27 protein-coding genes are annotated in these 24,648 nt (G+C 60.6%); 13 read left to right on the plus strand and 14 right to left on the minus strand.

The features are described 5' to 3' along the window. Positions 1-6 precede the first annotated feature (6 nt). Complete coding sequence (locus QM600_RS18500) at positions 7-594, minus strand: DinB family protein (protein WP_283262960.1); 588 nt, start codon at positions 592-594, stop codon at positions 7-9. Between the two features lie 37 nt (positions 595-631). On the opposite strand from QM600_RS18500, the gene QM600_RS18505 reads away from it, so the two are divergent. From QM600_RS18505 to QM600_RS18520, 4 genes are all read left to right on the plus strand, one after another. Continuing rightward, positions 632-1,936 (plus strand): hypothetical protein, encoded by a 1,305-nt coding sequence (locus QM600_RS18505; RefSeq protein WP_283262962.1) that lies wholly within the window; start codon positions 632-634, stop codon positions 1,934-1,936. Between the two features lie 10 nt (positions 1,937-1,946). Further along, entirely contained in the window at positions 1,947-2,384 is a 438-nt protein-coding gene (locus QM600_RS18510; RefSeq protein ID WP_283262963.1) for a DUF6325 family protein, read from the plus strand. After that, positions 2,381-2,671, plus strand: coding sequence for an SHOCT domain-containing protein (locus tag QM600_RS18515; RefSeq protein ID WP_283262964.1), 291 nt, complete (start codon positions 2,381-2,383; stop codon positions 2,669-2,671). Before QM600_RS18510 ends, QM600_RS18515 begins: the two co-directional genes overlap by 4 nt. Before the next feature lie 126 nt (positions 2,672-2,797). After that, positions 2,798-3,439 (plus strand): TetR/AcrR family transcriptional regulator, encoded by a 642-nt coding sequence (locus QM600_RS18520; RefSeq protein WP_283262965.1) that lies wholly within the window; start codon positions 2,798-2,800, stop codon positions 3,437-3,439. On the opposite strand, the gene QM600_RS18525 is transcribed toward QM600_RS18520, so the two are convergent. The 3 genes from QM600_RS18525 to QM600_RS18535 form a co-directional block, all read right to left on the minus strand. Further along, on the minus strand, positions 3,440-3,895 hold the full coding sequence (locus tag QM600_RS18525; RefSeq protein WP_254922716.1) for a PAS domain S-box protein: 456 nt from the start codon (positions 3,893-3,895) through the stop codon (positions 3,440-3,442). 96 nt (positions 3,896-3,991) lie between these two features. Continuing rightward, entirely contained in the window at positions 3,992-4,726 is a 735-nt protein-coding gene (locus tag QM600_RS18530; RefSeq protein ID WP_283262966.1) for an ABC transporter ATP-binding protein, read from the minus strand. Beyond that, a complete protein-coding gene (locus QM600_RS18535) occupies positions 4,723-5,769 on the minus strand; it encodes an ABC transporter permease (protein ID WP_283262967.1) in 1,047 nt (348 codons plus the stop codon). Before QM600_RS18535 ends, QM600_RS18530 begins: the two co-directional genes overlap by 4 nt. Positions 5,770-5,883: 114 nt before the next feature. Here QM600_RS18535 and QM600_RS18540 point away from each other — a divergent pair, with 114 nt between their 5' ends. From QM600_RS18540 to QM600_RS29670, 4 genes are all read left to right on the plus strand, one after another. Next, a complete protein-coding gene (locus QM600_RS18540) occupies positions 5,884-7,086 on the plus strand; it encodes a sensor histidine kinase (protein WP_283262968.1) in 1,203 nt (400 codons plus the stop codon). Next, positions 7,083-7,700 (plus strand): LuxR C-terminal-related transcriptional regulator, encoded by a 618-nt coding sequence (locus tag QM600_RS18545; RefSeq protein ID WP_283262969.1) that lies wholly within the window; start codon positions 7,083-7,085, stop codon positions 7,698-7,700. The genes QM600_RS18540 and QM600_RS18545 overlap by 4 nt, the downstream gene beginning before the upstream one ends. Positions 7,701-7,996: 296 nt before the next feature. After that, positions 7,997-8,569, plus strand: a complete 573-nt coding sequence (locus QM600_RS18550; RefSeq protein WP_283262970.1) for a hypothetical protein — start codon at positions 7,997-7,999, stop codon at positions 8,567-8,569. A 143-nt stretch (positions 8,570-8,712) separates the two neighbouring features. Beyond that, a complete protein-coding gene (locus QM600_RS29670) occupies positions 8,713-9,066 on the plus strand; it encodes an HNH endonuclease signature motif containing protein (protein ID WP_349307276.1) in 354 nt (117 codons plus the stop codon). A gap of 82 nt (positions 9,067-9,148) precedes the next feature. Here QM600_RS29670 and QM600_RS18560 read toward each other — a convergent pair whose 3' ends face one another. Further along, entirely contained in the window at positions 9,149-9,607 is a 459-nt protein-coding gene (locus QM600_RS18560) for a hypothetical protein (protein WP_283262972.1), read from the minus strand. A 116-nt stretch (positions 9,608-9,723) separates the two neighbouring features. Between QM600_RS18560 and QM600_RS18565 the strand changes: the two genes are divergently transcribed. Next, positions 9,724-10,665 (plus strand): proline dehydrogenase family protein, encoded by a 942-nt coding sequence (locus QM600_RS18565; protein ID WP_283262973.1) that lies wholly within the window; start codon positions 9,724-9,726, stop codon positions 10,663-10,665. Positions 10,666-10,726: 61 nt separating this feature from the next. On the opposite strand, the gene QM600_RS18570 is transcribed toward QM600_RS18565, so the two are convergent. From QM600_RS18570 to QM600_RS18580, 3 genes are all read right to left on the minus strand, one after another. Next, the gene (locus tag QM600_RS18570; protein WP_283262974.1) at positions 10,727-11,170 is read right to left on the minus strand and encodes an SRPBCC family protein; all 444 of its coding nucleotides are present in this window, start codon (positions 11,168-11,170) and stop codon (positions 10,727-10,729) included. A 3-nt stretch (positions 11,171-11,173) separates the two neighbouring features. Next, positions 11,174-12,727 carry a succinic semialdehyde dehydrogenase gene (locus tag QM600_RS18575; protein WP_283262975.1) on the minus strand — a complete coding sequence of 518 codons (1,554 nt, stop codon included), beginning with the start codon at positions 12,725-12,727 and terminating at the stop codon, positions 11,174-11,176. Between the two features lie 78 nt (positions 12,728-12,805). Further along, positions 12,806-14,104, minus strand: a complete 1,299-nt coding sequence (locus tag QM600_RS18580; RefSeq protein WP_283262976.1) for an MFS transporter — start codon at positions 14,102-14,104, stop codon at positions 12,806-12,808. A 108-nt stretch (positions 14,105-14,212) separates the two neighbouring features. Between QM600_RS18580 and QM600_RS18585 the strand changes: the two genes are divergently transcribed. After that, the gene (locus QM600_RS18585) at positions 14,213-14,590 is read left to right on the plus strand and encodes a DUF5313 family protein (protein ID WP_283262977.1); all 378 of its coding nucleotides are present in this window, start codon (positions 14,213-14,215) and stop codon (positions 14,588-14,590) included. A 21-nt stretch (positions 14,591-14,611) separates the two neighbouring features. Here the strand turns inward: QM600_RS18585 and QM600_RS18590 are convergent, their stop codons facing one another. Continuing rightward, positions 14,612-15,490, minus strand: a complete 879-nt coding sequence (locus QM600_RS18590) for a TetR-type transcription factor C-terminal domain-containing protein (protein WP_283262978.1) — start codon at positions 15,488-15,490, stop codon at positions 14,612-14,614. A 162-nt stretch (positions 15,491-15,652) separates the two neighbouring features. Here QM600_RS18590 and QM600_RS18595 point away from each other — a divergent pair, with 162 nt between their 5' ends. Beyond that, positions 15,653-16,606: a cyclase family protein gene (locus QM600_RS18595; RefSeq protein WP_283262979.1), complete on the plus strand. Its 954-nt coding sequence runs from the start codon at positions 15,653-15,655 to the stop codon at positions 16,604-16,606. Further along, on the plus strand, positions 16,603-18,252 hold the full coding sequence (locus tag QM600_RS18600) for a class I adenylate-forming enzyme family protein (protein WP_283262980.1): 1,650 nt from the start codon (positions 16,603-16,605) through the stop codon (positions 18,250-18,252). Before QM600_RS18595 ends, QM600_RS18600 begins: the two co-directional genes overlap by 4 nt. A gap of 137 nt (positions 18,253-18,389) precedes the next feature. Here QM600_RS18600 and QM600_RS18605 read toward each other — a convergent pair whose 3' ends face one another. The 5 genes from QM600_RS18605 to QM600_RS18625 form a co-directional block, all read right to left on the minus strand. Beyond that, positions 18,390-19,202, minus strand: coding sequence for an alpha/beta hydrolase family protein (locus tag QM600_RS18605; protein WP_283262982.1), 813 nt, complete (start codon positions 19,200-19,202; stop codon positions 18,390-18,392). Positions 19,203-19,386: 184 nt separating this feature from the next. Next, the gene (locus tag QM600_RS18610) at positions 19,387-20,208 is read right to left on the minus strand and encodes an ABC transporter ATP-binding protein (RefSeq protein ID WP_283262984.1); all 822 of its coding nucleotides are present in this window, start codon (positions 20,206-20,208) and stop codon (positions 19,387-19,389) included. Beyond that, complete coding sequence (locus tag QM600_RS18615) at positions 20,205-21,275, minus strand: taurine ABC transporter substrate-binding protein (protein WP_283262986.1); 1,071 nt, start codon at positions 21,273-21,275, stop codon at positions 20,205-20,207. Before QM600_RS18615 ends, QM600_RS18610 begins: the two co-directional genes overlap by 4 nt. Further along, a complete protein-coding gene (locus QM600_RS18620) occupies positions 21,272-22,174 on the minus strand; it encodes an ABC transporter permease (protein ID WP_283262988.1) in 903 nt (300 codons plus the stop codon). Before QM600_RS18620 ends, QM600_RS18615 begins: the two co-directional genes overlap by 4 nt. Continuing rightward, positions 22,171-22,908 carry an SDR family NAD(P)-dependent oxidoreductase gene (locus QM600_RS18625; RefSeq protein WP_283262989.1) on the minus strand — a complete coding sequence of 246 codons (738 nt, stop codon included), beginning with the start codon at positions 22,906-22,908 and terminating at the stop codon, positions 22,171-22,173. The genes QM600_RS18620 and QM600_RS18625 overlap by 4 nt, the downstream gene beginning before the upstream one ends. Positions 22,909-23,217: 309 nt before the next feature. Between QM600_RS18625 and QM600_RS18630 the strand changes: the two genes are divergently transcribed. Next, complete coding sequence (locus QM600_RS18630) at positions 23,218-24,570, plus strand: aspartate aminotransferase family protein (protein WP_283262991.1); 1,353 nt, start codon at positions 23,218-23,220, stop codon at positions 24,568-24,570. Positions 24,571-24,648: the final 78 nt, after the last annotated feature.

Consider the following 24,648-nt stretch of genomic DNA (forward strand, 5'->3'; position numbering starts at 1 on the left):
TCCGGATCAGGCGTGGTCGGCCGAACGGGCAACCTCTTCGAGGTGGTCACAGTAGTCGGCCCACCACGCCTGATCGCTCGAACCGAGATTGCTGTAATCGGGTCGCAGACCTGCACTGCCGTCGATCATTTCGCGAACGATGTCCGCGTGGCCGGCATGACGATGAGTCTCGGCGACGACGTGCACGAGGATCTGATGCAACGTCACCTCGCGTCGTTCCTCGGGCCACGGTTTGACCAAGCCCGGCGAATCCAGATCCAATTCGGAAATCGTCGTATCGGCGAAAGCCCAAGCACGACGGTATGCGTCGACGATGTCCTCGCGGGTTTCCTCGGAGGTTGCCCACATATCCACATTGGACTCGTCCGAACGCAACCACGACGGAAGATCATTTACTGCCCGGCCGAAAACCGGACCGAAGTACCCGTACTCCACACCGATCATGTGTTTCACAAGTCCCAAGAGATTGGTGCCGGTGGGTGTCATCGGCCGTCTGATGTCGTACTCCGAAAGACCATCGAGTTTCCAGAGCAAGGCATCGCGAGCCGTTTGAAGGTATTGCTGCAGATCCGCCTTGTCCTGAGTTGTCGTCACATCCGCCAGTGTTACACCTACCGAGGGGAATGAGCAGATGACTGCGGTCGAGGACCTGGCCGAGGTTGCATCCCGGGCCATCGCGGCTGAACGTGAAGCCCGTTCGGTCCGGTGGCAGAACCGAACCGCCGTGCAGAAAGCGGCAATGTCGGTTCGGGAAGCGTTGGACGACGAACGCTCGGCACTGAGCCAACCGACGTACAGCGGCCTCTCTCCGTCGCCGCACATGGCCCGCCAACTCGAGTTGATCACCCGTCTCCAACCGCCGTTGCCGGCCGACGCCACCATCGGCGCCGCAGCCCAAGCCGAAGCCGACGCGACCGCTGCGGTCACCACGGCACGGATCGCCTTGCGGGCAGCGCATCTGGCAGTCCTCGAAGCGCGAGTCGCCGCACTGGACGCCGGTGACAACGATGACGTTGCCGCGGCAATCCGCGGCTATGTCCCTCTCGCAGCGGGGAATCCGGCTGTGCGGCACTTCCAGGATCTCGGTCGGCGAATCGGCGAGGAATTCCGGCATGTCTTTGTCGGCAAACCTCGATCCATCGCCTTCCGGCTGGGCCTGAGTCTCGGACTCGGTTTCGGCTATCTCGCGTTCATCCGTATCTTCCAGTGGGACAGCAAGGAAGACCGCCTCCCCTACCTTGCGCTATACGCGTTGTCGGGCGTCATCGGAAGCGTCGTCTGTACCAATGCCCTGAGCTTCGACGCCGGACGCGTACGGGCTGCGCTCTCGGGTGGCACGCGTCTCTGGCATGTACTGGTAGCCAAGAACTTCGTCATGCTGATCTTCGTGGGTGCAGCCGGATTCCTGCTCAGCGCAGTCCTGTCGTGGCGCGCCGGAACCAGCACCGAATTGGTGAAAGCCTGCGGGCAGGTCCTGACGATGATCCTGCTCTGGCTGGGCGTAGCCAACGTGATGTCCGTCGTCTTGCCCCTACGCGCCGAACCGATGCTCGAACGCCGCTACGACGGCACCTGGAAGCCGTTTCTCATGTCCTTCGCCATCTCGTACGGCGTCGGCCTGATCGTCAATCTCATGCTCTACTGGCGTGTTTGGGCCAAGACAACCCTGCTCGAGCAGATGGGCGGACCGTGGATTCCGGTGGCCATGCTCATTGCGAGCGCCGCCGCGACCTGGCTACTGCTGACCGTGATGGCCGTGTTGCTGGCCGAGCAACCGCGGTTCCGCCGGGCACTGCAACGCGAGATGATCGTCTATCGGAGTGCTGCATCCGCAAACGAAGTCGAGACGGCTATCGTTAGCGACGAATACGCCAGCCGGACGGATGCCGAACGAATTCCCATACTCGTCGAACACACCGACCCCAAAGAAGGGTAAGAAGAAGCTGATGTCCAATCAAGGCCAGTTCGGTCCAATCGAATACATCGCTGTCGAATTTCCCGACGGCACAGTCACTGCCGATGGTTTCGAGCAGTTGCTCGCAGCCGTCGACAACGGAACCATTCGCATCCTCGATCTCGAGTTCGTCGCCAAGGCTGCGGACAGTTCACTGAGCGTGGTTCCGGCGTCGTCCTTCGACCTCACAGATTTTGATCTGTCCCAGTTCGACGGTGCCGCTTCCGGACTCCTCGACGCGGCTGACGTCGCGGCCGTCGGCGAAGACATCGCCGACGGAAGTGTTGCAGCAGTACTCGTTTACGAAGAGATGACCCTGCTGCCGGTACTCGACGCGTGGGCGCGGGCCGGTGGCCGAGTGATCACCGAAGGCCACATCTCACTCGACGAGTTGGCAACCGCTTTGAACGAGACGGAGAACGAAGCATGAGCTTTATCAGGCGAGCCAGCCGCGTAGCCGTCGCAAGCTCCATTCACGGAAATGTTCAGCGCCGTCAGCGAACCCGTTGGGCCGAAGCAGACCAGCGCGCAGAGCAGGCTCAGGCCCAGCAGGTCCCGGTGGTTCAGTCGATTCCTGATCTTCCGCCGCTTCCGGCAACGTCGGAAAATTCTATGGACGCCAAGATCGAGCAGCTCACCAAGCTCGGCGAACTGAAAGCTGCGGGCGTCCTCACCGACGCCGAGTTCGATGCACAGAAGGCTCGCATTCTCGGGTAGTCCAAGCCCGAGAACTGATCAAGCACACCACAAACGGCCCGAAATCCGCTCTTTCGGGCCGTTTGTTCTGCCCACCTCATTTTGTCCCGGTCGCTAGAGCTTCGCTCTGGAGCTAAGCTCCAATTCATGACGGGGGCAACAAGAATTACCGGGGATATTTCAGCGCGGACCAAGATCATCGAGGCAGCACGACGCGTCTTCGTGAATCCTGGTTATGCGGCAGCGACCATCAAACACCTCGCCGAGGCAGCCGAAGTTTCGGTGCAAAGTGTGTACTTCGTCTTCGGCAACAAACCGAGTGTCTTGGCGGCGCTACTCGATGATTCGGTGAGCGGCGACGAGGCAAGAGTGAACACTCTCGATCGGCCCTGGGTGGCAGCCGCGCTCGGTGCCCCACACCCGCTCGGACAACTCCGAATTCAGGTACATCACGGACGGCTCATCCTCGAAAGAACTGCAGATATCCTGCTGGCCTTGCGGGCTGCCGCATCCGCCGACGAAGACGCAGCACTTCTCTGGCACATCAATCGCGAACAGCGTCGAACTGTTCAGCAGCACCTCATGATCGGACTTGTCGAGAAAGCTCCGACCGTCGACCTCGAGACTGCGGTGAATACTGCACTCAGCTTGTCGAGCGCCGAAACCTTCACCGATCTGGTGATCGATGCGGGCTGGAGCGGTCAACGATACGAGGAGTGGGTAGTCGACACTCTCTCGGCAACCCTCGGCCTGGACCGACAACCGACATCCAGGCCGCGAAGCGGCTGATCAGCCGTTCGGATTGTCCAAGGTGTGACGCGGGTTGTTCCACAGACGCTCGGTCAGATCGTGGAGAACCGCCAGCGTGATCGTGTCGTCGTCGCGGCGAAGCAACGACTGACTGACCGTCGCACGCACCAAGGTGCTGTCTGCGTGCACAAATTCCTTGATGGACCCCGGCTCCGAACTCAACTCGCGGTGGGCCTGCTCAGCACTGACGTCGTCGGCATCCTTGTCATACAGGATGTCCTGCAAACGCAGTGCTGAGACGGCCTTTTTGGGATAACCCATCATGTCCGCGAACGACGGATTGGCAAAGACGATGCTTCCGTCACGGTGCACGGCCATCACCGGCACGGGCAATCTGTCGAGCAAGATCAGAGCCGGCATCTGCTCCAGATCAGCTATCGGTGATTGCGTCGGCGGCGCAACATTGCGGCGGCGTTCCATAACACGTCCTCTCATGTTGCCCAAGTCGACAACAGTCTAGCGTCCCAGCAAATGATCGGTTGCCTTCTGGTTCCCAAGACGTGTCGAGGCATGACGACGCAGCCGCCGAGATCAGGCTGCGAACACCGACTGATCTGTCGTCAACGCTCCGTCGACCACCCGATAGACAACATCCATCCGATGCAGATGGCCGCGATCGTGGGTGACGAGAAGGGTTGCCGCCTCTCGTTCTCGCACCACTCCGATGATCAGATCCATCACTGCGGCACCACGCTCCTGATCGAGAGCACTCGTCGGCTCGTCGACCACCAGAAGCTGCGGATCGTTCATCAATGCGCGCGCAAGGTTCACTCGCTGACGCTGCCCGCCCGACAGTTGCGCAGGCCGCTTTCCGCTCTGATCCGCCAATCCGACGGCATCGAGCAAATCCATCGCTTTCTCTTTCACGGCCTTACGCTGCGCCAGGGGCGTGAACACCGACTGACCCAGATGCGCCATCACCTCGAGCTGTTCCAGAGCCGTCAACGACGACACCAGGTTGGACTGTTGGAACACGATCCCGATCGAATTGCGTCGCAATTCAGACGCAGCCTTACGGCTGAGCGCAGCGATGTCGGTGCTGCCTTCCGGCGTACGGAAGTAGACGTGACCCGAATCAGGACGGATGAGCGTCGACGCCACCGCGAGCAGGGTGGACTTGCCCGAGCCCGACGGCCCGGTAATCGCCGCTATCTCGCCGCGGCGCAAGCTCAACGACACATCGTCGAGAGCCGTGATCCGCGACTGACCGTCGGGGAAGGTGAGGTTGACGTTCTGGAGATCGAGAACAGTGCTGCCGATTGTCATCGTGTGCTCCCTAGGGCTGTGAGTGGATCTGTGGTCACGAGGAAACGGAGGGCGAATGCTGCGCCGACCAACCCGAGGCCGATGAGCGCCAATGCGGGCACCAGTGTGGTGGAGAGACTCAGCACGAACGGCATCGCGTCACCGATGAGAGTTCCGGCGATTGCCGTCAATCCGATACCTATCGACACGCCGATCATCAGAACGATGAACGCCTGACCCAAGGCGTCGCGTACAAGCGAACCTGTTGTCGCACCAAGCGCTTTCAGCGTCGCGACGTCAGGCATGCGCTGAATGGTCCACACCGTGAAGAACGCGCCGATCACCATGGCCGAGATCGCGAAGAGCATCAGCGTCATCAGCGTCAGGGAGCCATTCTCGGACTTGTACGAACCGATGGCGTCGAGCGAACCCTTGACAGTCGTCGATGTAGTGGCTGCCGCGGTGTCGATTGCCGAAGCATCCGACGCTCCGGAAACCGCCAAAATTGTCGCTACCCCGCCGCGCGGATTTGCATCCTGCCAATCGCCAAGCGTCATCCAGACCACCGGAGTGTGGCTGTACCAGTCGTCACCGCGAACAGCCGTGACCGTGAACTGGCCCGAACCCACACTGATGTGGTCACCGGCAGCAGCACCCAAGTCACGCGCTGCGCCTTCACTGAGGACTACCGTTCCGGGTGCGCCCGGCGTCAAGTCGCCGAAACCGCTGTCCGCGCCGAACAGCGACACCGACTGCTGATTGGAACCCGCCAGTCCGGCTTTTCCGCGGGCAATTCCCACCGGGTCAACAGTCTTTGCGCCCGCCGTCCAGGCCTTCAACTGATCTGCGGTGATAGCCGATTCATCGAACGACGCTCCCGAACCGGTATCGGCGAAAACGACGGTATCGGCCTTCATGGATTCGATGGCAGACACGTTCTGATGGCGCAGTCCTGCGGTCAATCCGCTGAGAAAACTGACCAGAAGTGCAACCATCAGAACCACTACCGAGATCAACGCGAAACGACCTCGCGCTGCTCGTAAGTCCCTCATTGCAACAAACACTGTGAATTCCTTTCCTGTGCTTGCCTCTACACTCCCGCCGATCCACACTCTTTCCATCACACCTCGGACGGACATCGCGGCCACCAAAAGAACGACACTTCGTTACTACTTTTGATGGATGGCGAGCGCCCGAATCTGGTTATGCTGGGCGGGATGCATCGATCACCGCTCACACCCGTCTTCGCCGGCCTTCAACTCGGCCTGCATATACTTGTAGTCGCGCTGGCCGGTGTCGTGTTCCTACGCGCAGTCATCGACGAATCCACGCTGACGCCCTACATCGTTTCATTGTCGGTGATATTTGCTGCCGTCTATCTGTTCGGCGTGGCCAAGCGCCTACGCGGCAATGCTGCACTGTGGTGGCTGGCCGTGCTGACCTTGGTGTGGATAGTCCTGATGGCGTTGTCCGCCGAGGCTGCCTATCTCGTGTTCGGTCTGTTTTTCCTGTACGTGCACCTACTCCGACGACCCTGGAGCCTGATCGCGGTAGTCGTCACGACCGCGATCTCCGTGATCGGTACAGCCCTGCATCGGGAATGGTCTGTTGCGGGCGCGATCGGACCGATCATCGGCGCCGCGGTCGCCGTTGCGATCGGACTCGGCTATCAAGCGCTGTACCGCGAAGCAGCCGAACGTGGTCGCCTCATCGACGAATTGATGAACACACGAGAAGAATTGGCGTCGACGTCACGGGAAGCCGGCAAGTTTGCCGAGCGAGAGAGGCTTGCCGCCGAGATTCACGACACGGTGGCACAAGGACTTTCAAGTATTCAGATGTTGCTGCACGCTGCCGAGCGAGCCGATCCGGATAGTCCCGCCGTTCGGCAGATCAGCCTCGCCCGTGAAGCCGCCGCGGACAGTCTCGCCGAAACCAGGCAGCTGATAGCGGAATTGACTCCGGCAGCCCTCGACGGCCAGTCTCTGGCTGACGCACTCGGCCGCATCTGCGAACGCGCGACGAGTCCCGACTTAGAGGCTCACGCCGTTATCGAAGGTGAAGCGGTAGCGTTGCCGATGCCCCTCGAAGCCACCCTGGTCCGCATCGCGCAGGGCGCAGTCGCCAATGTGCTTCGGCACTCCGAAGCCACCAGGATGGCCGTGACCCTCACATACTCCGAAGACACCGTGAGCCTCGATATCGTCGACAACGGAATCGGTTTCGACGTAGCAGCACTCGACCGGGGCCCGGTCGAATCCTTCGGGCTCACTGCGATTCGACGACGCGTCCAACTACAGGGCGGCACCTTCGACATCGAATCCGAACCCGGTCACACTGCCGTCACCGTAACATTCCCCCTCCACGACGGTGAAGAATGATCCGGCTGCTCTTGGCCGACGATCACGCCATAGTTCGTGCCGGCCTGCGCGCCTTGCTCGAGAGTGAAACCGACATCGAGGTAATCGGCGAAGCCGGGACAGCCGAAGAGGCAATCTCGTTCTGTGCCACCACTCCAGTCGACTTGGTACTCATGGATTTACGCTTCGGCGCAGGCAAATCCGGAGTCGACGCCACCCGCGCCGTCTGCGCCCTGCCGAACCCTCCCCACGTTCTGGTCGTGACCAACTACGACACCGACGCCGATATCCTCAGTGCCATCGAGGCCGGAGCAAGTGGCTACCTTCTCAAGGACACCCCGCCTTCCGAACTGCTCGCGGCCGTCCGCTCCGCAGCCGCCGGAGACAGCGTCTTGTCCCCCTCGATCGCGTCCAAGCTGATGACCCGCGTCCGGAAGCCCGAAACCAGTCTCAGCCCAAGGGAAATCGAAGTTCTGAAACTGGTAGCTGCCGGCAAGTCGAACCGCGAAATCGGCAAGGAACTGTTCCTCAGCGAGACCACCGTGAAATCGCATCTGGTCCACATCTTCGGCAAACTGGGAGTGAAATCTCGGACCTCGGCCGTCGCCCGGGCGCGGGAGCTGGGCTCGATCTGAGGCTACCGTGACTATCTTTCGCGGTACGTCTGCAGAAGCTGGTCCAACCCAGTTACACCAAACGCCGCCTCGCTGAACGGCCCCCGCGCTACAACAATCGCACTCGCTATCGAGGTGGACAGGTCCACGATTGACATCGACGGCATTGCCGGGAAGTGAGAATGGAAAACCCGCGTTCCAGACAAATCTGCATTTCGCATGCAGCCGGGGGTTATCAAAATAGCTGCATTTCTCGAACGATCGAATATAGCTGTGCACCAACATTTCCCACTAGCACTGCTACAAGCCTGTCCGATATGTCTCTAGGAATCGAGATTCTGTTCGATGAGAATTGGCGCATGGGGAATCGGGAAGCATGGCAGTTGGACGGCGAGAGCCTCAAAGCGGAGGTTCTCGACCTGGCTCGCGCCCGCCACGACATGCAATCGCGCATGGTGCACCTCGTTGTCGAGATGTTCACCCATGACACTCTCCCCGACACCGGCTTTCGGGCTATCGCGCAGTGGCTGCACCGATCCACCAACCTCGAGATCGGCGAATGCAGCCAGCTGGTTTCCTTGGCGCGGCTGTTCATGCTCGAACCCCTAGGGGCACAGTCTTTTCACGATGGTGATGTCGATCTGCAGAAGGCACATCAGATTGGGCAGTTCTGCCAACACCCACCCAAGAATATGCACCCAGGCGCTGTCAAGGAGGCCCGCGAATTACTTTTGTCTCTGGCCTCGAAGAAGGTGTCCGACTGCGACGGAAGTCCGAGCCGCCATCCAGCGCATCGAAAAGAAGTACGGCAACCGCGCCGACGGAGTCCCCGTCGGGGAGGATTCTTCAGCGCAACGAATTCGTCGAAGGTGGCGTCAAGCCGCACCTGACCATCACCGCTACCGCGAAAGACCTGACGGATCTGCCGGCATTGAAAGACCTGTTGCCGTCCACTGAAGAACTCGGGTACGCGACCACCAACTGGGCGGGGCCGATCAGTCTCGACAGTGCCCGGGTGCTGGCCTGTGACTGCATGGTCACGCGAATCCTGCTCGACCAGAACGGCATTTCCGCGGGACTCGACGAACGAACAGCGACGGTCCCGCAGCGGCGAGCCTTGGCCGTCCGAGATGGTGGATGTGCTTTTCCTGGCTGCGGTACCCCGCCCGGATGGTGCGACGCGCACCATATTGTTCATTGGATGGACAGTGGTCCAACGGATTTCGACAACCTCATACTTTTGTGCGGCCATCACCATCGATTACTTCACCACACCGAGTGGAGTGTCGAGATCGGGATGATCGGAAAACCTGGTTCTATCCGCCGATGTCGGTCGATCCGTATCAGGTTCCTATTGCCGGGGAACAGTCCACCGACAGCAGCCTGAACTACATCTTCATAGGATGATGTGCACCGGGGCAGAAACATGCCCCGGTGCACGGCGGCGCGTGAAAGTGAAAGTACCGCGATCACTTAACTGTTGTGTCAGTGGATGTTTCAGTCGGGGTTTCGGCCGGGTCAGTTTCTGCCGGCTTCTCGGCCAGCAGTTCGAACAGTGCCCGTCGTGCTTCGGCGAGAACCGCCTCGGCCTTGGCTACCTGCTCAACCGTTCCACCGGTACCTACCGCGATAACCGCACCTCGAAGAAGTCCCATTTCCGGACGCAATTTTGCGGCGGCTTCGGTGAACTCGGGGCGACCCTGTCCACGGCGACCGGGTCCGGGGCGATCAGAGCCTCGACGGTCGGGGCGTCCGCGTCGGCCTTCGGGGCCACCTTCGAATTCACGTCCGGCACCTCGTTCAGGGCGACCTTCGGCAAATCCCCAACCTCCACGAGGTCCGTGTTCACGGCGTCCACGACGCTCGTGGCCATGTCCGCAGTCTTCGCGGCGTTCTTGCATTTCTGGGTTGTTGTGTGGGGCGTACATGTTGTCCTCCTGGACTGTTTGTGTTTACTTGACGTATCGACGATATATCGGCAATAGATCGAACGCAAGGGTTCGAAGAAAAATTCCTGCCACGTCACAAAACGTAAGCTGACACCGTGAACAAGGACCTACAAGCCCAGGCCGCCGACGTACTGCGACGTCTCGCGCTGGACGAAACGCTGAAAGCGCACACCATGGCGGACGCCACCTCGGCAGCACTCGCACGACGCGTTGCCGATCGCTATGTCGCCGGCGAAACGATGGACGAAGCCTTCGATCGCCTACCCGCAATCTTCGCCCGCGGACACAAAGGCAGCATCGAATACACCGGAGAGAGTGTCCGCGACTCCGAACTCGCGAACTCCGAAACCGACGTATTCGTCGAACTTGCCGAGCGGATCGGCACTACGAGCGTCGACAGCACCGTGTCCTTCGATCTCTCGCACATCGGTCTCGTCGTCGACCCAGAGTTGTGCTACCGCAATGTTGTTCGCCTGGCCGAGGCAACGGAGCGCGCCGGTACCGAACTGATGATCTCGGCTGAGGGTTCTGACCGCACCGATCTGGTTCTCGATATGCACGCCCGACTGGCAGAGAGATTCACCCACGTCGGCATCACCGTTCAGGCGAGACTGCACCGAACCGCCCAGGACATCACAACACTTATCGGCCGCCCCGGCCGCATTCGAGTGGTCAAAGGCGCTTTCCTGGAACCGGATTCGATCGCATACCCTCGGGGTAGTGCCGAACTACGTGACGCCTACCTGAAGTACGTCTCGCAGATCGTTGACACCGGTCATCCCGTTGCGATTGCAACACATGATCGAGACATCATCGAGGCACTGTGCGCAGAACATGATTCAGCCCTGAAAGCAGACCACGTCGAGTTCGAGATGTTGCTCGGCCTCGGAACCGAGCAACTGGATGGCCTGCGCGCGGAGGGCTTCGCCACGCGCGAATACGTGATCTTCGGAACGCAGTGGTGGCTCTACGTTCTCAATCGCATTGCCGAAGAACCCGAACGCGTCTACACAGCGCTTATCGACGCCGCCGGCTGACCTAGACAGCAACAAAGCGGGGCGGCAGTCGTACCGAGTGCCGCCCCGCTTTTATGCTGTCCTACTTTTCGAGATGCTCCTTGATGCGAGTCAGGGTAGTTTCGATCCCACTCTGCATCAGCTGATCGCGGTTGCGACCCAGCAGTCCACTTCCGGACACGACGCGCACGTAGGGACTCGTTTTCGCGAAGATCTCGCGGGTCTCGGTGAGCAGCGTGCCCGTATCGGAGGGCTCCACGAGGAACGTCCAACGCGCCTTCGAGTCGTCTACCTCGAAGGAGAACTTCTGACCGTCAACAACTTCGGCGACAGTGCAGCGAGTAGTCCACCGAACCAGACCATGCTTGTTGGTGCCCTTGAACGTCGCACCGACCGTGCCCGGTTTTCCGGAAGTCCACTTCCCGCCCGTGTTTTCGGGACTGAAGCGGCCCATTCCCTCGAGGTCGCTGATTACAGCCCAAACCTCGGACGGAGTTGCCTCGATGTACGCGCTCGCGCGGTTCACCCGTTACCGGCCCGGAACCCAGGACATGATCTTGATGGCGTGAGGCATGAGCTTGGCCCACACCTTGGCCGGAATTCCGCGCGGCCCACCGAGATTCATGATGCGAGTGGTCGCAACCGTCTGGGGTTCGGTGTACTTGGTCAAACCCTCGGGTCCGTGACGGCGTCCGATACCCGAGACACCCATGCCGCCCATCGGTGCAGCGGTGCTGCCCCAGGTGGGCGCGTAGCCTTCGTCGACGTTGACGGTGCCCGCGTGAATACGTGCGGCGATTGCCTCGCCGGCGGCCTTGCTGCCGGCCCAGACGCTGGCGTTGAGACCGTACTCGGTGTCATTGGCCTGGGCGATGGCCTCTTCGACATCCTTGACGGGGTAAATCGAGACGAGAGGCCCGAAGGTCTCGTCGCGGTAGCAGTCGGCGTCGGCGGGAACTCCGGTGAGCAGGGTGGGCTCGTAGAACAGCGGTCCGATGTCGGGGCGCGCCTTTCCGCCGGCAATAACGGTGGCGCCCTTCACAACTGCGTCGTCGACATGCGCGGAGATGGCCTTGACCTGAGCCTCGGAAACGAGGCTGCCCATCTCGATGCCGAATTCGTAACCGGCGGCAATGTTCATCTTCTTGACGCGGTCACCGAACATACGAATGAACTCGGGTGCGATGGACTCTTCGACGTAAATGCGCTCGATGGAGATGCACAGCTGGCCTGAGTTGGAGAAGCACGCACGCACGGCTGCGTCCGTGACCTCACGCAGATCAGCACCGGCAGCGACGATCATCGGGTTCTTGCCACCGAGCTCGGCGGAGAAGCCGATCAGACGGCGTCCGGCCTGCTCGGCAAGAAGCTGACCGGTGGCAGTGGAACCGGTGAACATCAGGTATTCCGTGTTCTCCACCAGCGCGGTACCCACAACGGAGCCCGGTCCGGGAACGACTGCAAACAGATCGCGCGGCAAGCCTGCCTTGTACAGCAGTTCGACGCAGGCGAGCGCACAGTACGGCGTCTGGCTGTCCGGCTTGAGAACGACGGCGTTGCCGGCGATCAGCGCAGCGATGGCGTCGGACACTGCCAGTGTCATCGGGTAATTCCACGGCGAGATGACGCCGACAACGCCCTTGGGCTGGTAGCGGACGACGGTCTTGGTCAGGCCCGGCAGCATGCCCGAGACGCGGCGCGGACGCAGCAGCTTCGGAGCGACGCGTGCATAGTGACGTGCCGTCATCGAGATGTCGAGGACTTCTTCCTGCGCCGCGGTACGCGACTTGCCGGTCTCGGCCTGAGCCATGTCCATCAGGGCGTCGCGGTTCTCGAGAATGAGGTCGCGGTAGCGGTGGAAGATGGCAGCGCGCTCGAGGACGGGACGCTTGGCCCATTCCTTCTGAGCGACACGGGCACGGGCGATGGCCGCGAGAGCATCGTCGGCGGTGCCGACGGGGATGGTCGCCAGCTCCTTGCCGGTGAACACCTCGGTAATGGACTTCGTCGGGCGATCGGCAACATTGTCGATGGCAATCAGTTCGGCGAGCCGCGAGAAGGTCGCAGCGGACGGAGCAGGCATTTCTGTACCCCTACTGGTGAGTAGTTCCTTAAGTTACACACAACCTACCCCGTCGGTGGTACCGATCACAGTGCCGATTCACACAGAGACAACTACCTCGTGTTTCGGTCGCTTCGCGATCAGCAATGACATCACCGCTGCAATCGCACACAGCCCGCCCGCCACATAGAAGGCCGAGTCGTACGAGCCGATCTGATCGCGAACCAGGCCCGCGAGGAAAGCCACGAGGCCTGCGCCGATCTGATGCGACGCCAGGACCCAGCCGAACACGATGGGAGCGTCGGCCCCGAAATGCTGCCGGCACAGCGCGACGGTCGGCGGAACCGTCGCCACCCAATCGAGTCCGTAGAAAATGACGAACGCGATCATCGGCGGATGGACTGTGTTGGCGAGGAGCAACGGCAGGAAAAGCAGCGAGATCCCGCGAAACAGGTAATAGATGCCGAGCAGTTTCCGCGAGTCCATCCGGTCCGTGAACCACCCTGACGCGATGGTCCCGACCATGTCCAAGATTCCGATCACTGCCAGGAGCGACGCGGCCGTCGTGATCGGCATGCCGTGATCGTGCGACGCCGGAACAAAATGCGTGCCGATGAGCCCGTTGGTGCTTGCACCGCAAATTGCGAAAGTGCCGGCAAGGAGCCAAAACACCTTGGTTTTCGACGCCGTCACCAGCACCGAAATTGCGCGGCCCGCAGCGCCGCCGCGTTGGTGGACGGGCAAAGTGGGAGCGACGTAATCTGCCGGCGCACCGTAAGGCGTCGTACCTACGTCGGACGGAAAGTTGCGCAGGAACAGCAGCACGAACGGCACTACGGCTAACGCCGCGAACGATACGGTGAAGGCGACGCTCTGCCAGTCGTAGGTTTCGGAGATCTTTGCCAAGACGGGCAGGAACACCAGCTGACCGGCCGCACCGCCGGCAGTCAGAATGCCGGTCACGAGTCCACGCTTCTCCACGAACCAGCGGTCGACGATGGTCGCGACAAATGCCAGGGCCATCGATCCGGTACCCAAGCCGACGAAGACACCCCACAGCAGGATGAGCTGCCAACTCGAGGTCATGAAGATGGTCAGGCCGCTGCCCAACGAGATCAGCGCCAAAGCCGAGGTGACAACTGCGCGAATCCCAAACCGCTCCATGAGGGCTGCCGCAAACGGCGACGTGAGGCCGTACAGAACAAGGTTCACCGAAACCGCGGCCGAAATACTGGCCCTCGACCAGCCGAAATCTTCGTGCAGAGGGTCGATCAGGATCGACGGGGCCGCGCGGAAGCTTGCGGCACCGACCAACGCGAGAAACGCCACGATCGCAACCGACCAGGCACGGTGAAAGCGCGGTGGGGCCGATTCAGACAGTGAGGTCTCGGAAGTCACAGGAAGGATTCTGCAGGAGCGGGACCCGGGGAGTCTCCCCGAGCGCATATCGACGCACATTCCCGGCACCGGCGTAAACCGGCCGATACCGGCAACTATCCTGGGAGTATGGCCGAACAAACCCGCCCGAGTTTCCCTCAGTACTGCGGATACCTTCTGGGTAAGACGCTCCCCGACACCTACCAGGATTGGGTTCGCAACGATCTTGTCGGTCCGGGTGCGCAGGTCCGCTACATTGTTCGTTTCACGGTTCCGGCGATGCTCATCCTCATGCTGTTCCTCTTGATCCCGGGACCCGTCTGGATTCCGTTGGCCATGATGGCTCTACTGCTCATCCCACTGGCCTATTTTGTTGTCGCATTGGGCACCATCTACCGCCGTCACCGCCTCCTGAGCCACGGTCTCGATCCCGACCTGCTGAACGAGAAAGCACAGCGACGGGCCGACAGCGACCGTGAAGACTACGAAAAGCGCCACGGTCGCTGAGTTCTGCTGCGAGAACAGCTGCTAAATGCGCCGACACCGCACAAGATCCAACGCAAAGCGCGAGTAATCCTGGGCGATCTCCTCGGGAGTTTGTCGCCCGCTCGGTCGATACCATTGTGCGACAGATACACACATCACGACAATTGCGCGCGCGGCCTGCCGAGGCCGATCCGTCTCGAACACACCGCCCGCAACCCCGTCGTCCACCTGTTTGGTCATCAACCACTGCTGATAGTTGCGCGACTCCGCTATGCGTACCCTGTTTTCCACTGTGAGACTGCGCATTTCACTAGCACCGATGAAACCTTGATCTCGACGATAGATGTGGAACAACGTCACGCATTCGACAAGAAACGCCAATCTTTCCGCAGGACTTTCACCTTCGTCGATCGCTGCCAGCGATCTCGTGTTCAATTCGGCCATGGTTCGATCGAGAATTTCGGTCAGCATCTGCTGTTTACTGGCGTAGTGGTGATATAGACCCGGAACACTCATCTGCGCACGCTTGGCGATTTCACGCATCGCGGCGCCGTGGTACCCGGTCTTCACCATCTCCGCGAGCGCGGCGGCCAACACCGAATCGAACGAACTCGGTCCGAACCTTCGCCACTCCTCCGGGCGAAAATGCTGAATCGGATCCGACCGTTCTCGGCCCCACGTCTGTTGCTCCGCCGGGCGAACCACGGCGGCCGGCAACAGAGCATCGAAACGCACGCCCAGAACGCCGCCGATCGAAGCTAACCTGTCGACACTGACCCTGGTCTTCCCGGTCTCGACGGCGCTGAGAGTGGCAGGACTGACCTCGAGCCTCCTGGCCAATTCTCGCAGCGAAAGACCACCGTCGCGTCGAGCTTGCCGGATCGACGCTCCGATCAGGACAGTATTCTCAGTTTCCGCCATAGTGTTCAGTATTTCCGAACATTGAAAATCTGACAATGCGGTGACCACGGAAATTCCTGAAGCGGTTGACTACTCATTATCGGCCTGACCATGATGTGGATCACAAAACACAAGGTCCGCCCGAGCGATCGCTCGGTTCCGGCAGCGAGAGGATCACACATCATGACCGAAGCGCCCTATCTTGGAGAACTCCTGCGCGACGCGCCCAGTAACTGGGGCAAGTGGGGAGAACTCGACGAGGTCGGTTCCCTGAACTACCTCGACGCCGCACAGGTGCTTCGAGGTGTCGGCACTATCAAGCAGGGTTCCGTGTTCACGTTGCAGCGTCTGATCGGCGACCCCAAGGGCGACCCGGTGTGGCCCGGACGCACTCCGGCCGAGCGCACTCAGATTCTCGACGAAAGTAGTTGGGACGGCGATGACGCCCCCAACTTCCCCGGCGGCCTTCACTACGCCGACGACAAGATCGACGCATTCCTCCAGGGATCGACGCAATACGACGCCCTCGGCCATGTCTGGTACGACGGCGCACTGTGGAACGGCTATTCGGCTGACACAACCATCGGCGGATTGGAGAAGGCCAGCGTCGAACCGATTGCAGACCGCGGAGTCGTCGGACGCGCAGTACTGCTCGACATGGCAAAGTTCCGCGGCAAAGAAAATCTCGACAAGGCTGAAACCTTCACGCACCATGACCTTTTGGCGTGTGCCGAAGCGCAGGGTGTGGCGATCGAAAAGCGGGACATCCTGGTTATCCGCACCAATTTCCTCAAGCTGTTCTTCGACCAGGGCGATGCCTTCTACGAAGGCTTCTGTGAGCCCGGCCTGATCTACAGCCCGGAACTCGTCCAGTGGTTCCAGGACATGGAGATTCCGAATCTCGTCACCGATACCATCGCCAACGAAGTCACGACCGATCCCGATAACGGTGTTGCATTGGTTCTCCACAATGCCCTGATGCGCAACCTCGGCGTGGTGTTCACCGAAATCTGCGATCTCGAAAAATTGGCCGCCGACTGTGCCGCCGACGGCCAGTACACGTTCCTGTACGTCGCCGCACCGCTCAAGGTTGCCAAGGCAAGCGGCTCTCCCGTGAATCCGGTTGCCATCAAATGACATATGCAGATCGACCATGGATAGCGTTGTACCGCAACGACGTTCCCTCGGACATCGAGGTCGAACATCCCACGATGCTCGCAATGCTGGCTGCCGCAGTTCGCTCCGATCCGGACGCGGCGGCCGTGAAATATTTCGACCGCCAGCTCAGCTTTCGTGAATTAGACCGTCAGAGTGACGCTCTGGCACGAGCACTTCGCGCAGGCGGACTGAAACGTGGCGACCGCGTCGCACTGTTTCTACAGAACGTTCCGCAGTTCGTTGTCGCCGTGGCCGGCATCTGGAAGGCAGGCGGTGCCGCCGTCTCGATCAATCCCATGAACCGCGAACGGGAGTTGGGGTACCAGCTCGAAGATTCCGGAGCGTCGGTGCTCATCGCCCTGGAAGGCCTGTATGACTCCGTAGGCCGCAATGTCGTCGCGAACTCTCCGGTGAAACGCGTCATCACCACCTCTGAACTCGAGTACCAGAGCCGCAACGACTCGAGGGTTTTCGAGGGGATCGTGAAGAAGAACCTCGACACCGAAGATTTCGCGACCTTGATCGAGAACCATTCCGTCGGCGACCCGATTACGACGGACATCGCGCCGGAAGATATTGCAGTACTGACCTATACGTCGGGAACCACCGGTCCACCGAAGGGAGCGATGACTTCTCACTCGAATATGACGTTCAACGCTCAGGTGTACCGGGACTGGTTGGGACTGAACTCCGAAGACACGGTGCTCGGAGTCGCGCCGTTGTTCCACATCACCGGCTTGATCGGCCACGTCGCGGCATCAATTCTGGTGCGAATGCCTCTGGTACTGGCCTACCGGTTCCATCCCGAGGTGATGCTCGACGCAATTCGCGAACATCGACCGACATTCACCGTCGGCGCGATCACGGCCTTCACCGCGCTGCTCAATACTCCGGGCTGCGTTCCCGAGGATTTCACCTCGATGCGGCTGCTCTACTCCGGTGGCGCGCCTATCTCACCGACCGCCGCGGAAGCAGTGCGCGCTATGACAGGCGTTGCACTGCACAACATCTACGGACTCACCGAGACCACGTCGCCGACTCACGCCGTCCCGGTGGGAGCTCATACACCTGTCGATCCCACCTCCGGCGCACTGTCGGTCGGAGTCCCTGTCCCGAACACTGTCGTCAGGATCGAGGACGAGAAGGGCGCTGTTCTGCCCGTGGGTGAAATCGGTGAACTCGTCGTACGCGGTCCGCAGGTTGTGCGGGGATACTGGAACAAGCCCGAGGAAAGTGCGTCGGCAATTCGCGACGGATGGTTCCACACCGGTGACGTGGGTTTCATGGACGAAGCCGGTTGGTTCTACGTCGTCGACCGGAAGAAAGACATGATCGTCGCGTCCGGCTACAAGGTGTGGCCCCGCGAAGTCGAGGACGTTCTCGCAGAACACCCGGCCGTACGTGAGGCCGCAGTTGTCGGAATCCCGGACGAATATCGAGGCGAGACGGTGAAGGCATTTGTCAGTCTCGTCGCCGGCGCTTCGGCCACCCCGGAAGATCTGATCGATCACTGCAAAAAACGTATGGCGGCGTACAAGTACCCACGATCGGTGGTGTTGGTGGAAGAACTCCCCAAGACCGTTACCGGGAAGATCTTGCGTCGCGAATTGCGTACAGTCACATAACCGCAGACGGCGGGCGGGGTAATCACCCCGCCCGCCGATCCGACTAGCCGTCGCCAGAGTTCACTGCCTGACCGGCGAGCATCCTCGTCGTGAAATCCAGTGCGTCGTCGTAGGATGCCCCAATTGCTCCGCGGTGATCAGCACCCTCGTAGGTCTTGAACTCGACCTCCGACCCCTTGCTGCAGAAATCCTTGACCGCTCCGGTTGTACTTCCCACCGAGACAGGCACATCCGTAGTTCCCTGGGCGAACAGCGTCAGCACCTTGAGTGTCACGGTCGCCAGTTCCTGCCGCTGCCTGGACACCGAGAAGGATGACCGGAACAAACGGCACCACACCCGACATAGCCGCGTTGCCGGATGAAACCAACTCCGGAATCTTGGCAGTTCTGTTTCCGGGAGCAACCGACACTGCGCCCTTGAGGTTCAGCTCCGGCGCTCGGTCCTGACCAAGCGCCGCAGTGAAGACCGCGGCTTGTCCACCCCGACTGTGCCCCATGGCAAACCAGTCCTTGCCCACCGACGGGTCCACCTGCCGCGTAGCGCGAACGATATCCGTCACGGTATTGGCCGCACTGGTCCCGTTCATATACGGATGCCCGCCGGGCGTGCCGAGCCCTTCGAAGTCGGTTTGTACCACAACATATCCATTGGCGATCCTTTTATCGAGCGTCTGGTCTACCCCGGAAAGATAGTCGTGCACCGGGCCCTTCGGGGTATCCGCCGATGGGGCACACGCATCAGCTACACCGGTAGTTCCGTGCGCCCAACTGACTACCGGCCAGCCGCCCGCCGGAGCGGGAGTGTTGGGAATGGCGACCACTCCGGACACCAGAATCGTTTCTCCGGAGGCACTTTGAGACAGATACGTGATGCGCTCGTTCTTGGCGGCATTGGGCAGCGCCGCAGATTCGGTCAGATTATGCGCAGTGATCAGTGTTCCCGGCGACACCTGGGGCGCGGCTTGAACGGACCCGAAGGAAAGAGGCCAGGTTCAACCGTTGGACGCAGTGGAAGTAAAGGCTGCTGCCGATACGGCCGCGCACAGCGTCAGAGTTCCGCTGGATAGTCGGACAACACGCTTCTTCTGAACAGCCTTCACGAAATTACCTCCACAGTAAGTTAATTGGAAACGATCAGTGCAGGGCGACTGTTGCGCCGATCAATCCTTGGGCTTCGTAGATCTTGGCGGCGACCTCGTCACGCATCGCGACGAACTCCGGCATGGAACGGATCGCGGTATCAGTCGGCTGCTGGTTGTCTCCCTTGAACCACACTGTGCGGTCGTAGATCACCCGCCCGGGGCGAGCGCCCATCACGATGACTCGGGTACCGAGGAAGATTGCCTCTTCCACACTGTGCGTCACGAAGAACACGGTTTTACGACGCTCACGCCACAGATCGAGCAACTCGAGTTGCAGCTTCTCCCGCGTCATCGCGTCGAGCGCACCGAAAGGCTCATCCATCAGGATGATTCGCGGATCGGTGATGAGAACCCGGGCTATCTGGCAGCGCTGCTGCTGACCACCGGACAGCTCGTACGGCTTGCGGTCGCCGTACAATTCCAAGCCCACCAGTTCCAACATCCGATCTGCCTCAGCGACCCGTTCCTTACGGGGAACACCCCGCATCTTGAGGCCGAACTCCACGTTCTTCCGCACCGACAACCACGGGTACAGATTCGAATGTTGAAACACCACACCACGATCCGGGTCAGGACCCTTGATGTGGGTATTGCCGACCATGATTGTTCCCTCGGTCGGCTCCTGAAAACCGGCGAGCATCTGCAAGAGCGTCGTCTTGCCGCAACCGGAAGGTCCGACGACGCACACAAATTCTTCCGGTTCGAAGGTCAAGCTGGTCGAGTCGAGCGCAAGGACCGACTCGCCGGCGGTGACGTATTCTTTCCGAACATCGGTAAGTACCACCCGGGTACTGAGATCGGTAGCGGTAGTCATGGCTGGCCTACTTTCTTCACTGCGTCCGTGTAGATTCCGCTGACGTAGGCGCTAGTGGGACTGACCGCATCGATGTTGCCCTGCTCCAGAAGGAACTTCGCAGTCCCGGACAGGCTCTGCGCAAAATCTCCACCGAGGTAGGTATTGCTCGCCTGATCAGCGGCCGACAGATACGTATAGCCGACCAACTGTGGTGTGATCAGATCCGGTGCGATACCGAGTTGCGCCGACATCGACACCGCCGCACCCGTGGGATCTGCGTTGATCCGACCAGCGGCATAGTCTTGCAACTTGGTCCACATGACCATGAATTCCGGATTGGCAGAGACAAATTCAGTGGTGGCACCGGACAGATCGAACGTGGGTGCCCCCATCTGGGAGACATCGGCACTACTCATGATGACGTGCCCGTCGGCGGTCAACTTTGACAGTGTCGGATCCCAGACCCAGGCGGCATCTATCTGCCCACCCTGCCAGGCGCCGAGCATCGCATCGGGTTTCAAGCTCATCAGAGTGACATCTGCGGCCAGGTTCGCAGCGCCGAGGGCAGCGAGGAGGCTGTAATGCGACGTACTACCGAACGGTGTGGCAATTTTCTTGCCGCGCAGTCCTTCCAGTGTCGTGATAGCCGGATCTTTCACGACCAACGATTCCGCTTCGCCGATAACGTCCTGGATCCACACCACCTGCATCGGAATGTTCAACGGGGCCGACAACGCCATTGTTGCCGGACTCGAACCCAAGGTTCCCAGATCGAGACTGCCCGAACCGAAGGCCTGCACTACATCCTGACCGGAGCTGAACTTGCTCCACGTGATGTCTGCGTTAGGCATACATGCCTCGAGCAACCCCTGGTCCTTGACTATCAGGTCACCGTTGGGAATATCCTGATACCCGATGCTGGCGGACGTCGTAACCGATTCATCTACCGCGACAGGGCAAGTCACCGAAGTGGCCATCGAACGACTCACCTCACCACGACCCGTTTCCACACAGGCGGTGAGGGTGGCTCCCAGGGCCGCAGCCGTCATCACTGCAATTGCCGTACGTCCTGAACTGCTGATCATGCCTTACCCTTCCATGGCGCTACGAGTGTTCCCACTGTCTTGATGGCCGAGTCGAGAACAAGTGCGGCACAACCGATGACGATGATGCACGCAATTGTCAGAGGAGTATTGAGCTGTGTGCCGGCCAGATACGCGAGTCCGCCGATACCGGGAATACCGTTGTTGAGTTCCGCGGCAACCACCGTCGTCCAAGCAAATCCGACAGCGATCCGAATTCCGTTGATCACTTCCGGCAACGTCGACGGAAAGACAACATTGGTGAGAACCTGAGTACGACTGGCGCCCAGGGCTTCGGCGGCATTTATCTGATCTACCTTGACGGAGGTGACGCCGTTCAGCGTCGCGATCGCGATGGGCGGAAAAGCCGCGAGAAACAGCAGCCAGATCTTGGACGTGTCACCGATTCCGAACCAGACGATCAGCAGGCCGATGTATCCGAGTGGCGGCAATGCGCGCAAGAAGTTCAGGTACGGTTCCACGAAAGTCCTGATCGGAACCGACATGCCCATCGCGAAACCGATCAGCGGTCCCACGATGACAGCCGCTCCGACACCGGCGGCGATGCGCTGCCCACTGGCAATCAGGTGCTCCCACAGGAAGTAGTTCTGCTCGCCGAGCACTTCGCGGTCGACTCCGGGTGCAACTTGGTGCCACGTATTGGCCCTGATAAACGCATCCCACACCGAACCCGGCGAGGGAAGGAACAATTCGTCGATCACACCGGCGGCGGTAATTCCCCACCAGATGACAAGAAAGGCAAACAGTGCCGCAAATCGAACTCCGATGGAACGCAGACGGTTCGGCGAAAAGTACTTCTTCTTACGCGGCCGCGACACTGCCGGTACCGGAGCACTGGGTAGCGCCTTCGTGATCACCGGTGCGGGGCTGGTAGTTGTCATGCTGTCCTCCTGTGCACACGTTGTGCGGATGTCTGATCGCGGGCGAGGACAAGCATCGAGTCGACATTGACGCGGCTCGGCCGGGTGACCACCCAGGCAACACATTCGGCGATGTCATCAGCGGTGAGCGGATCTGCGCCCGCGTACACAGCGTCAGCACGCGCTTTGTCGCCGCCGAAGCGGACCATGCTGAATTCGGTTTCCACCATGCCGGGGTCGATCTGACAAACGCGGATGGGCTCCCCCAGTAATTCGAGGCGCAGCACCCGAGTAAGTGCTGTCACAGCATGTTTCGCGGCGTTGTACCCGCCACCTCCGAGATACGGTTCACGTCCGGCGATCGACCCGATGTTGACGACGGTAGCGTTTTCACTCTCACGGAGACGTGGGAGGAGGCGCTGCGTGACGCGCAGAACACCGAGAACGTTCACATCGAACATCGCGGTCCAGTCTGCTTCGTCGGAGTCCGCGATGTTGTCTGCTCCCAATGCGCCGCCGGCGTTGTTGACCAGTACGTCGCAGCGGTCAATCTGGCTACAGAAAGCGTCGACCGATGCGACGTCGGTGACATCGAGAGGCAAAGCGCGAGCACCTGTTTCCCGAGCCAACTCGTCGAGTCGATCCATTCGGCGTGCGCCCATCACCACGTCGAACCCCTCCTTGACGAGGTGCCGCACCGTAGCGGCGCCAATGCCACTGCTGGCCCCGGTGACCACGGCAACTGGAGTTTTCATGACGGACATAGTTGGGAACTCCTCGATGAATGATGTCTCGGCCCTGAGGGATACCCAAAGGCACGGGAGAGTTGACGAACTGCTGAACTGTGCACCAGTGTTCTCCGGATCTGGCACCTACTCCAGAGCCACCTGCATGGTCATTTTCTCGGGCCAGTCGTAACGTACCGGGCTCGTGTTAACACAATAGTTCGTCCGTGTAACTGGCCCCTCGAGATTCCCCGGAATCTGGATCTGGCGGCGGACCACATCCGTTCTCCATCATTGAGTGGACGCACAGTCCCACCCCTCGATCAGGAGGCACCTGCCATGGCAGCTCCCGCAATCAGCACCGCACAACGGACGTACGAACTGGATCGGGCCCACGTCTTCCATTCGTGGTCGGCGCAAAAGTCATTGCAGCCCATGGTTGTCGAGCGAACAGACGGGTGCTATCTCTGGGACGGTGACGGCAAGGAATACCTCGACTTCTCTTCCCAACTCGTCTACACCAACGTAGGCCACCAGCATCCGAAGGTTGTTGCGGCAATTCAAGAGCAGGCCGCAAAGCTGTGCACCATCGCGCCGGCTCACGCCAACGAGGCACGGTCCGAGGCAGCGCGTCTGATCGCCGAAATTTCTCCCGAAGGGATGGAACGGGTCTTCTTCACGAGTGGCGGTGCAGATGCCAACGAGCACGCAATTCGTATGGCGCGCTTACACACCGGCCGATACAAGGTGCTCTCGGCCTACCGCTCCTATCACGGCGCTACCGCCGAGACGATCAATCTCTCCGGAGACCACCGACGGTGGCCGAACGATTACGGCAACTCCGGCGCCGTCCGCTTCCACGGCCCCTTCCTCTATCGCTCCGAGTTCCGTTCCGAGACACAGGAACAGGAATGTGAGCGCGCTCTGGAGCACCTCGAGACCTTGATCCGGTTCGAGGGACCGGCCGCGTTTGCCGCACTCATCGTCGAATCCGTCCCGGGTACGTCCGGGATCATGCCGCCGCCGCCCGGATACATGGCAGGCGTTCGCGACATCTGCGATCGGTACGGCATTGTCATGATCTGCGACGAGGTCATGTCCGGCTTCGGCCGTACCGGCGCGTGGATGGCCATCGACCACTACGACGCAATTCCTGATCTGATCACCTTCGCCAAGGGCGTCAACTCGGGCTACGTACCTCTCGGCGGAGTCATCATCGGTGAGAAGATCTACAACTCGTTTGCCGAGCGTCCGTACCCCGGCGGGCTGACGTACTCCGGCCACCCACTGGCCTGTGCTGCGGCCGTCGCCACGATCACCACGATGCACGAGGAGTCCATCGTCGAGAACGCCGAGTTCATCGGCCGCACGTCACTCGGCCCCGGCCTACGTGCACTTGCCGAGAGGCACCCCAGCGTCGGCGACGTCCGTGGACTTGGCGTCTTCTGGGCACTCGATCTGGTGACAGACCGTGAAACCCGAGAGCCACTCTCTCCGTACGGCGGAACCAATGCCGCCATTGGTCAGACGATGGCCGCCGCGCGCGAGGCCGGTCTGCTCGTCTTCAACAACTACCACCGCATCCACGTCGTCCCTCCGTGCACTGTGACGCCCACACAGGTCGACGCCGCGATGGCGATGCTTGACACCGCACTCGACGTGGCTGACTCGTACTACGACGGCCCGCGGTGAACGCCGTGACCGTCCACTCCGGTGCGCTCGACGATGCGCGCACCCAACTCGCGGAGGCGGTGACGGCTTTGGGCTATC

Origin of the sequence: Rhodococcus sp. IEGM 1379 (genome assembly GCF_030056815.1) — a bacterium.
GTDB lineage: Bacteria > Actinomycetota > Actinomycetes > Mycobacteriales > Mycobacteriaceae > Rhodococcus_F.

What these genes read in the sequence shown, in the direction of transcription:
- QM600_RS18530 (WP_283262966.1), bottom strand. Translation starts at nt 4,726, where the DNA reads ATGACAATCGGCAGCACTGTTCTCGATCTCCAGAACGTCAACCTCACC.
- QM600_RS18550 (WP_283262970.1), top strand. Translation starts at nt 7,997, where the DNA reads ATGTCTCTAGGAATCGAGATTCTGTTCGATGAGAATTGGCGCATGGGG.
- QM600_RS29670 (WP_349307276.1), top strand. Translation starts at nt 8,713, where the DNA reads ATGGTCACGCGAATCCTGCTCGACCAGAACGGCATTTCCGCGGGACTC.
- QM600_RS18560 (WP_283262972.1), bottom strand. Translation starts at nt 9,607, where the DNA reads ATGTACGCCCCACACAACAACCCAGAAATGCAAGAACGCCGCGAAGAC.
- QM600_RS18610 (WP_283262984.1), bottom strand. Translation starts at nt 20,208, where the DNA reads ATGACTACCGCTACCGATCTCAGTACCCGGGTGGTACTTACCGATGTT.
- QM600_RS18540 (WP_283262968.1), top strand. Translation starts at nt 5,884, where the DNA reads ATGGATGGCGAGCGCCCGAATCTGGTTATGCTGGGCGGGATGCATCGA.
- QM600_RS18575 (WP_283262975.1), bottom strand. Translation starts at nt 12,727, where the DNA reads ATGCCTGCTCCGTCCGCTGCGACCTTCTCGCGGCTCGCCGAACTGATT.
- QM600_RS18630 (WP_283262991.1), top strand. Translation starts at nt 23,218, where the DNA reads ATGGCAGCTCCCGCAATCAGCACCGCACAACGGACGTACGAACTGGAT.
- QM600_RS18505 (WP_283262962.1), top strand. Translation starts at nt 632, where the DNA reads ATGACTGCGGTCGAGGACCTGGCCGAGGTTGCATCCCGGGCCATCGCG.
- QM600_RS18520 (WP_283262965.1), top strand. Translation starts at nt 2,798, where the DNA reads ATGACGGGGGCAACAAGAATTACCGGGGATATTTCAGCGCGGACCAAG.
- QM600_RS18525 (WP_254922716.1), bottom strand. Translation starts at nt 3,895, where the DNA reads ATGAGAGGACGTGTTATGGAACGCCGCCGCAATGTTGCGCCGCCGACG.
- QM600_RS18510 (WP_283262963.1), top strand. Translation starts at nt 1,947, where the DNA reads ATGTCCAATCAAGGCCAGTTCGGTCCAATCGAATACATCGCTGTCGAA.
- QM600_RS18625 (WP_283262989.1), bottom strand. Translation starts at nt 22,908, where the DNA reads ATGAAAACTCCAGTTGCCGTGGTCACCGGGGCCAGCAGTGGCATTGGC.
- QM600_RS18600 (WP_283262980.1), top strand. Translation starts at nt 16,603, where the DNA reads ATGACATATGCAGATCGACCATGGATAGCGTTGTACCGCAACGACGTT.
- QM600_RS18590 (WP_283262978.1), bottom strand. Translation starts at nt 15,490, where the DNA reads ATGGCGGAAACTGAGAATACTGTCCTGATCGGAGCGTCGATCCGGCAA.
- QM600_RS18585 (WP_283262977.1), top strand. Translation starts at nt 14,213, where the DNA reads ATGGCCGAACAAACCCGCCCGAGTTTCCCTCAGTACTGCGGATACCTT.
- QM600_RS18615 (WP_283262986.1), bottom strand. Translation starts at nt 21,275, where the DNA reads ATGATCAGCAGTTCAGGACGTACGGCAATTGCAGTGATGACGGCTGCG.
- QM600_RS18620 (WP_283262988.1), bottom strand. Translation starts at nt 22,174, where the DNA reads ATGACAACTACCAGCCCCGCACCGGTGATCACGAAGGCGCTACCCAGT.
- QM600_RS18595 (WP_283262979.1), top strand. Translation starts at nt 15,653, where the DNA reads ATGACCGAAGCGCCCTATCTTGGAGAACTCCTGCGCGACGCGCCCAGT.
- QM600_RS18545 (WP_283262969.1), top strand. Translation starts at nt 7,083, where the DNA reads ATGATCCGGCTGCTCTTGGCCGACGATCACGCCATAGTTCGTGCCGGC.
- QM600_RS18515 (WP_283262964.1), top strand. Translation starts at nt 2,381, where the DNA reads ATGAGCTTTATCAGGCGAGCCAGCCGCGTAGCCGTCGCAAGCTCCATT.